General features: G+C 40.8%; 7 protein-coding genes. All 7 read right to left on the bottom strand.

The window, feature by feature from the left end; all coding sequences use genetic code 11:
* Window positions 1-1761 (bottom strand): S8 family peptidase (locus PX484_RS06890; protein ID WP_288103252.1); only part of this gene is annotated, 1761 nt, incomplete at its 3' end.
* Window positions 1762-1896: 135 nt separating this feature from the next.
* Window positions 1897-2331 (bottom strand): VOC family protein, encoded by a 435-nt coding sequence (locus PX484_RS06895; protein ID WP_004163601.1) that lies wholly within the window; start codon window positions 2329-2331, stop codon window positions 1897-1899.
* A 248-nt stretch (window positions 2332-2579) separates the two neighbouring features.
* The gene (gene ovoA, locus PX484_RS06900; RefSeq protein ID WP_287766373.1) at window positions 2580-3935 is read right to left on the bottom strand and encodes a 5-histidylcysteine sulfoxide synthase; all 1356 of its coding nucleotides are present in this window, start codon (window positions 3933-3935) and stop codon (window positions 2580-2582) included.
* A gap of 40 nt (window positions 3936-3975) precedes the next feature.
* A complete protein-coding gene (gene egtD, locus PX484_RS06905) occupies window positions 3976-4986 on the bottom strand; it encodes an L-histidine N(alpha)-methyltransferase (RefSeq protein ID WP_287766370.1) in 1011 nt (336 codons plus the stop codon).
* 229 nt (window positions 4987-5215) lie between these two features.
* Window positions 5216-5500 (bottom strand): DUF7734 family protein, encoded by a 285-nt coding sequence (locus PX484_RS06910; RefSeq protein ID WP_004163598.1) that lies wholly within the window; start codon window positions 5498-5500, stop codon window positions 5216-5218.
* A 32-nt stretch (window positions 5501-5532) separates the two neighbouring features.
* Window positions 5533-6126: a DUF3177 family protein gene (locus tag PX484_RS06915; protein ID WP_002740183.1), complete on the bottom strand. Its 594-nt coding sequence runs from the start codon at window positions 6124-6126 to the stop codon at window positions 5533-5535.
* A 175-nt stretch (window positions 6127-6301) separates the two neighbouring features.
* On the bottom strand, window positions 6302-6526 hold the full coding sequence (locus tag PX484_RS06920) for a Calvin cycle protein CP12 (RefSeq protein ID WP_002781201.1): 225 nt from the start codon (window positions 6524-6526) through the stop codon (window positions 6302-6304).
* Window positions 6527-6582: the final 56 nt, after the last annotated feature.

The following is a 6582-nucleotide window of genomic DNA, read 5'->3' on the forward strand; positions in this document are numbered from 1 at the left end:
AGTAGCACTTTTTAGGGCTAAATAACCTAAACCGAGACATAAAAGCGCATTTACGCCCAAAAATGCCTGAGCGATCGTACCAGAACCTAACCAGATCAGAGTAGGATGGATAACAGCACTGATACCTAAAGTCACCGCCATGGCTAAAGATACCCCCACTGCTAACCATTTTGCTTGGGGATGACTCAAAAGCAGAGCAATCAGGACAAAGGGCAGGATAACACTAGCAAAAAGCGGATTAAGGGCAGAACTTCCCTGAATAACGCCTCCTAGGTCGGAAAGAGAACTCCCCATCACTCGGAAAGGCCATTGGGGTAAATCGAAGATATAAAGACCTCTGAGGAAAAATAAGCCAGAACTGCCAAAAATTAGACCAGCATTCAAAAATCCGTTCCAGGAGAAGGGAAAATAACTTCTCAGCCACCAAGCAAGAAGATAAGAACCCAAAACCATAGCCATTTTGGGTAAAACTGCCACCGCACCGCCATCAATCCAGAAACGGGGATTGAGATAACCGTTATCGCGCAACCAACGCCAAAAATCCCGGAAAGTAATCTGTCCTTTCAGGGCCAATTGTAGGGCATTGCCCGCGTCTAATTGTCCGGCCCCAAAATGATTAAAGGGATCATCATTGATCTTACGGGCCGACTGTTGCAAAACCTCTAAAACTGCACTGGGTTCTTTAATTCCCGCAGCTTTGATTAAAGCTACCACCCCAGCAACGTGAGGGGCTGCCATGCTGGTTCCCTGAAAACCGAGGAACGCCGGTTCCCCCCCCTTAGCCGGATCGATGGTTTCTTGGATAATTTTACCCGTATCGGAGCCGCCTGGGGCAGCAATATCGATTCCGGCCCCGAAATTAGAATAGGGGGCTTTATTTCCGGAGGCATCTACCGCAGAAACGCCGATAACGTGGGGAAAACGGGCGGGATAGGCGGCGGAATTATCATCGGCATTACCGGCGGCGGCGACGATTACCACACCTTTACTATAGGCATATTCGATCGCCTCTTTCATTACTTGGGTTTCGCCCCCACCCCCTAAACTCATATTGATGACATCAGCTTTATTATCGACGGCAAAACGGATCGCTTCGGCAATATCTCCCACGGTTCCCCCACCCGTCCCGGAAAGCACCTTGAGGGGCATAATTTTGGCTTTGTAGGCGATGCCGGCCACCCCGTAGTTATTATTGGTCGATTGGGCAATTGTTCCCGCTACATGGGTTCCGTGACCGTTATCGTCCTCGGCATTGCCGCGATCGTTGACGAAGTCGTAGCCTTCGACAAACTCGGTTTCTCGCAGATCGGGAACTTTTGATACACCTGTATCAATCACGGCGACGGTGATCCCTTCACCGTGATTTTCTTCCCAAGCGCGTTCGATGTTAATTCCCCTCAGGTTCCACTGTTTGCTATAGTCGGGGTCATTGGGGGCGATAAAAGCATGATAAATATAATCGGCTTCGATCGATTCGGTGTATTTTTTTAGGTCGGAATTGCGGAGAGTTTTCAGTAGTTTGCTATCTCCTGCCACGGTGTAAAGATGTTCATCGATGGAAAAGATACTATTTAAACTGGTGGTTTTTCCGGCTTTTTTGTTGATAGCATTTAACTGCTCATCGAGTACGCTGACGGGTATATCGTCTTTAAAGTCGATCAAAATTGATTGATATTCGCCCCGATTTGCTAATCCGGTAAAGTTAAAAATAGCAAATCCTAGACCGATAATAAATAGGGTTAACAATAAAAGTTTTTTCATAGATTTCCTAAGAATTTATCATTACAAGCTAAGGTTTTTGTAGTTTTGATGAGAAAAGCTTATCGAAGTTCCCCTATTTTTGTCTCGGTTAAAGATAGAACTAACCGGTCACAAAAAAGTCACCTGTTGTTTATTTTAAGCTCGATCGCCGATCACTGTTAATTCCCGACTGGCAAAAATAGCTTCGTAGTGGCGATAATGTTTAAATTCCAGGAGATTATAGAAAGGATCCTCCAGGAAAAAGGTTTTATGTTCGGTTATCTCCCCATTAAAGCGAGTTTTTGGTTCTAGATAAAATTTTAGTTGATTGACTCGTGCTTTTTCGAGAAGATTGTCCCAATCGCTGGCATCCGGCAGAATTAGACCAAAATGGCGAGGATAAATGCTATTTTGGGGAGTAAGAGGCATTTCGGTGACGTGAGCGACTACCTGATGACCGTAGAAATTTAAGATTATCGCTTTCTCGGTTTCCCTTCCTGCTAAACAACCTAAACCATCACAGTAGAAGCTTTTAGCGGTGGACACATTGGTAATCGGAATAGCGAGATGAAAAATTGCAGGTTGATTCATGGCGATCGATTTTATCCGCGCTCTACTAGGTTCTATTGTAGCGATCGAGGGGCAACTGTTACAGGAATTTTTTAAAAAATTGGCAATTACCTAAAGTTTGCAGAATAAATCTAAAAACCTTGTTGGATAATATCTTTAGGCTTTTTTGACATCAAAAAGTGCCGACTCTTAGAGTAATCGCAGGGAAATTTTAGGCACTTTTTCCCTGAAAATCGATAAAACCCCACACCCCACACCCCACACCCCACCTAAAGACTTTGTGCGATTCTAAAACCAGCGTGTTGATAAAAATTCCGGCGAAACCAATTGCGATAGTAGGGTAGGATTTCTGTGCCGTTAGTCACCCAAGCTCCTCCTAACATCATTTTATGTTGACTATTAAAAAAAGGAGTGGAATTGTCAGCATAGAGGTAATGGGGTTGAAAGTCAGTTAAGGGATTAAAATCATCTTCTAGCCATTCCCAGACGTTACCGCGTAAATCATAAATTTCTGAGTTATTGCCCGTATTTTTTAACATTCCCACGGGAGTGGGAGAACAGAATTTTAAATTGAGGTTATAGTCATCAAAGTTATCGTTTTCTAGGCTATAACATCGATTTTTTTGATTGCCATAGGTGACTAAATTCCACTCAGCTTCCGTCATTAAACGTATTCCTTGACCTTGAAAACGACAGTAAGCGATCGCTTCATAATAGTTAACTTCTACCGGCCAATCAAGAGGTAAATCGAGAACATCAAACATGGCTCGATGTTGATAATTTCCCCCCTTATCTACCAGCCAAAATTTAGGATATTTGACTCGATAATGATTTTTCCATTGCCAAGCTTCCTCATCCCAATAACTGGGATTTTCGTAGCCACCATTATGGACAAATTCTTTAAATTCTCCGTTGGTAATCATATATTTACTCACCAGAAAATTGTTAACTTGAACTTGCCGATAACCATACTCGTTGTCCCAACCATAAATAGGAGAATCTTGGGGTTTACCAATTTCTACTATTCCCCCAGAAACCTCCACCATTTGATTAGGATAAGCTTGACCAAAAGAAGGGGCATAATGCCAACCTTGAGGACGTTGCAGACAGTCTAAGGGCAGTTGTCTGAGTAACATTGAAGATGTTTCAAAGTGAACACGCTGATGCTCAATTCCCATCATTAATGCCCAGAGAGAATGCTGAGGATGAATAGGAAGATTAAGGGGGATATTTTTAATTATTTCGACCACAATTTCATAGACTTGTTGCCGATATTCCCAAACCTTAGCCACCCCGGGCCACTGAATTTGGGCGATAGCAGAGTTTAATTCTTCAGGAGTTGCTGGATCTACTCCCACTCCAAACAATAATTCATAGTCAGGATTAGGGCTTTTTTTTAATAGGTTAACCAGCTGCAATTTATTCAGATAAAAAGCGGCAGCATGACCTAAATAAAAAATTAGGGGATTTCTTAAATCGTCAGGGTTACAATAAAAAGCTTCTTCTTTGATGATGCTTTTTAACAGCATATCTTCTAATTGCCAAGCATTTTCAAAATAGTCTAGTAGATTTTCTCGACTACAGTTGTTTAGAGAGATAGGAGCCTGTGCTTGAATCTTTTCCATGTTTTTATTCTTCTATTACTAATGATAATGTTTTCGTTATCTATAGGGATAACTGACAGAGAATTAAACCGAATAAATTTTCAGGATCGGTGAAAACCTTGAGCGGGTTTAATCCCTTTGATTCTAGGTCTTTTTGCATAGTTTCTAGGTTGAATTTACGCGAAATTTCTGTTAAAATACTTTCCGACGCTTGAAAATTAACCGTTAAATCGAGTTTTTTCAGATGAACAGGATGAGTTTTGTGACAAATTAAATACATTTCAATTTGAGATTTATCTTGATTATAGATAGCTTGATGACTAAATAAATCAAGGTTAAAATCAGCTTGAAAACGCCAATTTAAATGGGAAAGCATATTTAAATTAAAAGCGGCCGTCACCCCTTGAGCATCATTATAAGCTGCTTCTAAAATTGCCACCGGTTTTTGCAGATCAATCCCCAATAAAAAATAATCTCCAGCTTTTAGTACATTGGCAATCTTTTCTAAAAATTTATCACATTCAGATGCAGAAAAATTACCGATCGAACTTCCCAAGAAAAAAATCATTCTGGTATTATCGGAAGCATTTTGATAATAAGCTAAGGCCTGTTCATAGGTTCCAATTAACCCCTGAATAGGTAAATTAGGATATTCTTTTTGTAATTCTATGGCACTAGCTTGGAGAATAGTTTCACTAACATCGATAGGTACATATTTAGAGGATTTTTGCTGTTGATAATAAGCATCCAATAACAGACGAGTTTTAGTGGAACTACCACTACCTAATTCTATCAATTCGCAGGGACCTGTATAGGCGACAATTTCTTGAGCATATTCTTGGAGAATAGCCGCTTCTGTCCTAGTGGGATAGTATTCTGGCAATTGACAGATTTCTTCAAAAAGTTGCGAACCTTGCCGATCATAAAAATATTTAGATGGTAAACTTTTGGGGGTTTTAGTTAATCCTTCAATCACATCTTTGCCATCATCTCTAACTATATTTTGTCCCGTAGCAGCGGTGGCTAAATACTCAATTTGTAACAGTTCTTGGTTAGATTGTTTAAGTTGCATAGATTCTCCAGATTATTCTCCAGTTTTTTGATTGTTCTCGATCGATACCGAGGATGAAATCCACTTTGACAGCTTGAATGCTGGCAGAGATTATCATTCCCTAGTAATCTTACCACTAAAATGCCGCAAAATTTACCTCTTGTCTATCTAGACAAGGTTTATGGATGGTAAATAAAAGCTGTTAAATTGATCGCCAGTAAGCTGATGTTATTCAAGTAAAATTACCAGTTCAATTAATCAGTAAAGACTGCATTTCCTCTAAGGTAAGATTTTCTTGAATATAGCGAGGATTAAGGGGATGATAGGGACTAGCAAGACGATCTATCTTAATAATTGTAGCCGTTTCAGGAATGATCGGAATATCGGGATCATAGGGGGTGCTGCGAGTAAGGGAACTAGAAAAACCCTTAAAAATAGAGATTTCTTCCTCCTCCCCATCCACAGCAATAGTCACTAATAAAACCTCGTGGGGATTTTTGAGGGTGTATTGTTCGAGTTGTTGACCAATATTCATAGAAAAATGGCTAATTATCGATAGCTAAAAACTTACTGTTGTAAAGCTGAACGTCCCTGTTTGCCAAGGCGAATAAGAAGAAAATGGGCAAAATAGAGAGTATAAAAAGAGAGACCAACTAAACCAAAAAAGCCCAAAACATTAGCAGTAGCTTCTGAATGAAAAATCTCGCGAAACTGCCAGGGTGCTTCCTGCCAAACCTGACAATAGGGAGAATTTAGCAATTCCCCTGACATAGCACAGGAAAGAAAAGGTAAGGTAGAAATCGCGCCCAAAGGAGAATAGATAGTCACTGCCCAACGCCAAGCAGTGGTGACAAATTTAATCGGACTAGCGGGTAAATCTTTAATTTCATCGTTAATATCTACCCAAAACCAGAGAGAAATCGGGATTAAAATCTTAGCTAAAAAACTGGTGACAAAACCAATTGGCCAGGAAGCGATCATTAAATATACGGTAATTAATAAAAGACTAGCCACTCGCCAATAGATAATCAACAATTTTTGTAATGATTCGATTTTTGCAAATAAAGACCAAATTAACAAAATTGCCGGAATAATCACCGTAAATAGGACGGCTAAACGATAATCTATCCAAACGAGAGGACGAAACCAAAGTTGATTCATAAACTATTCAGACATAATTACACTGTCACCATTTTACTGTCTTCCGGTGCGGGAGCCAAAATCGGCCACAGCTTGACCAACAAACAAAAAAACGAGGGGCGATCCCTTTATAGCTGAGATCGCCCTAAAGCTAGGATTCTACTGTGAGGAGAGAAAAAACCGCTGCCTGACTGCATTAATCTTCATAAATGCGACACTCGGCGGCATCGGGATTAGAATCACAATAATTTTCGAAGTAGGTTTTTTGGGGGTGGTCCTGACGTTGGTGAGCGGCTTCTGCTTGTAATTCTTCCACCGCATCCCAAGCGGCGGCGCATTCGCCAGAGGTGGCACCTTCCGTACTACAGACGGCTCTGGCGTTTTCTAGCTCTTCTTGAATTTTATCTTGGATATTGCTCATGATTCCTCTGGAATTGATCTATTGACACTCTAACAATTATACAGTCACCTTCTCAA

The organism is Microcystis sp. M49636_WE2 (assembly GCF_030065375.1).
GTDB lineage: Bacteria > Cyanobacteriota > Cyanobacteriia > Cyanobacteriales > Microcystaceae > Microcystis > Microcystis aeruginosa_C.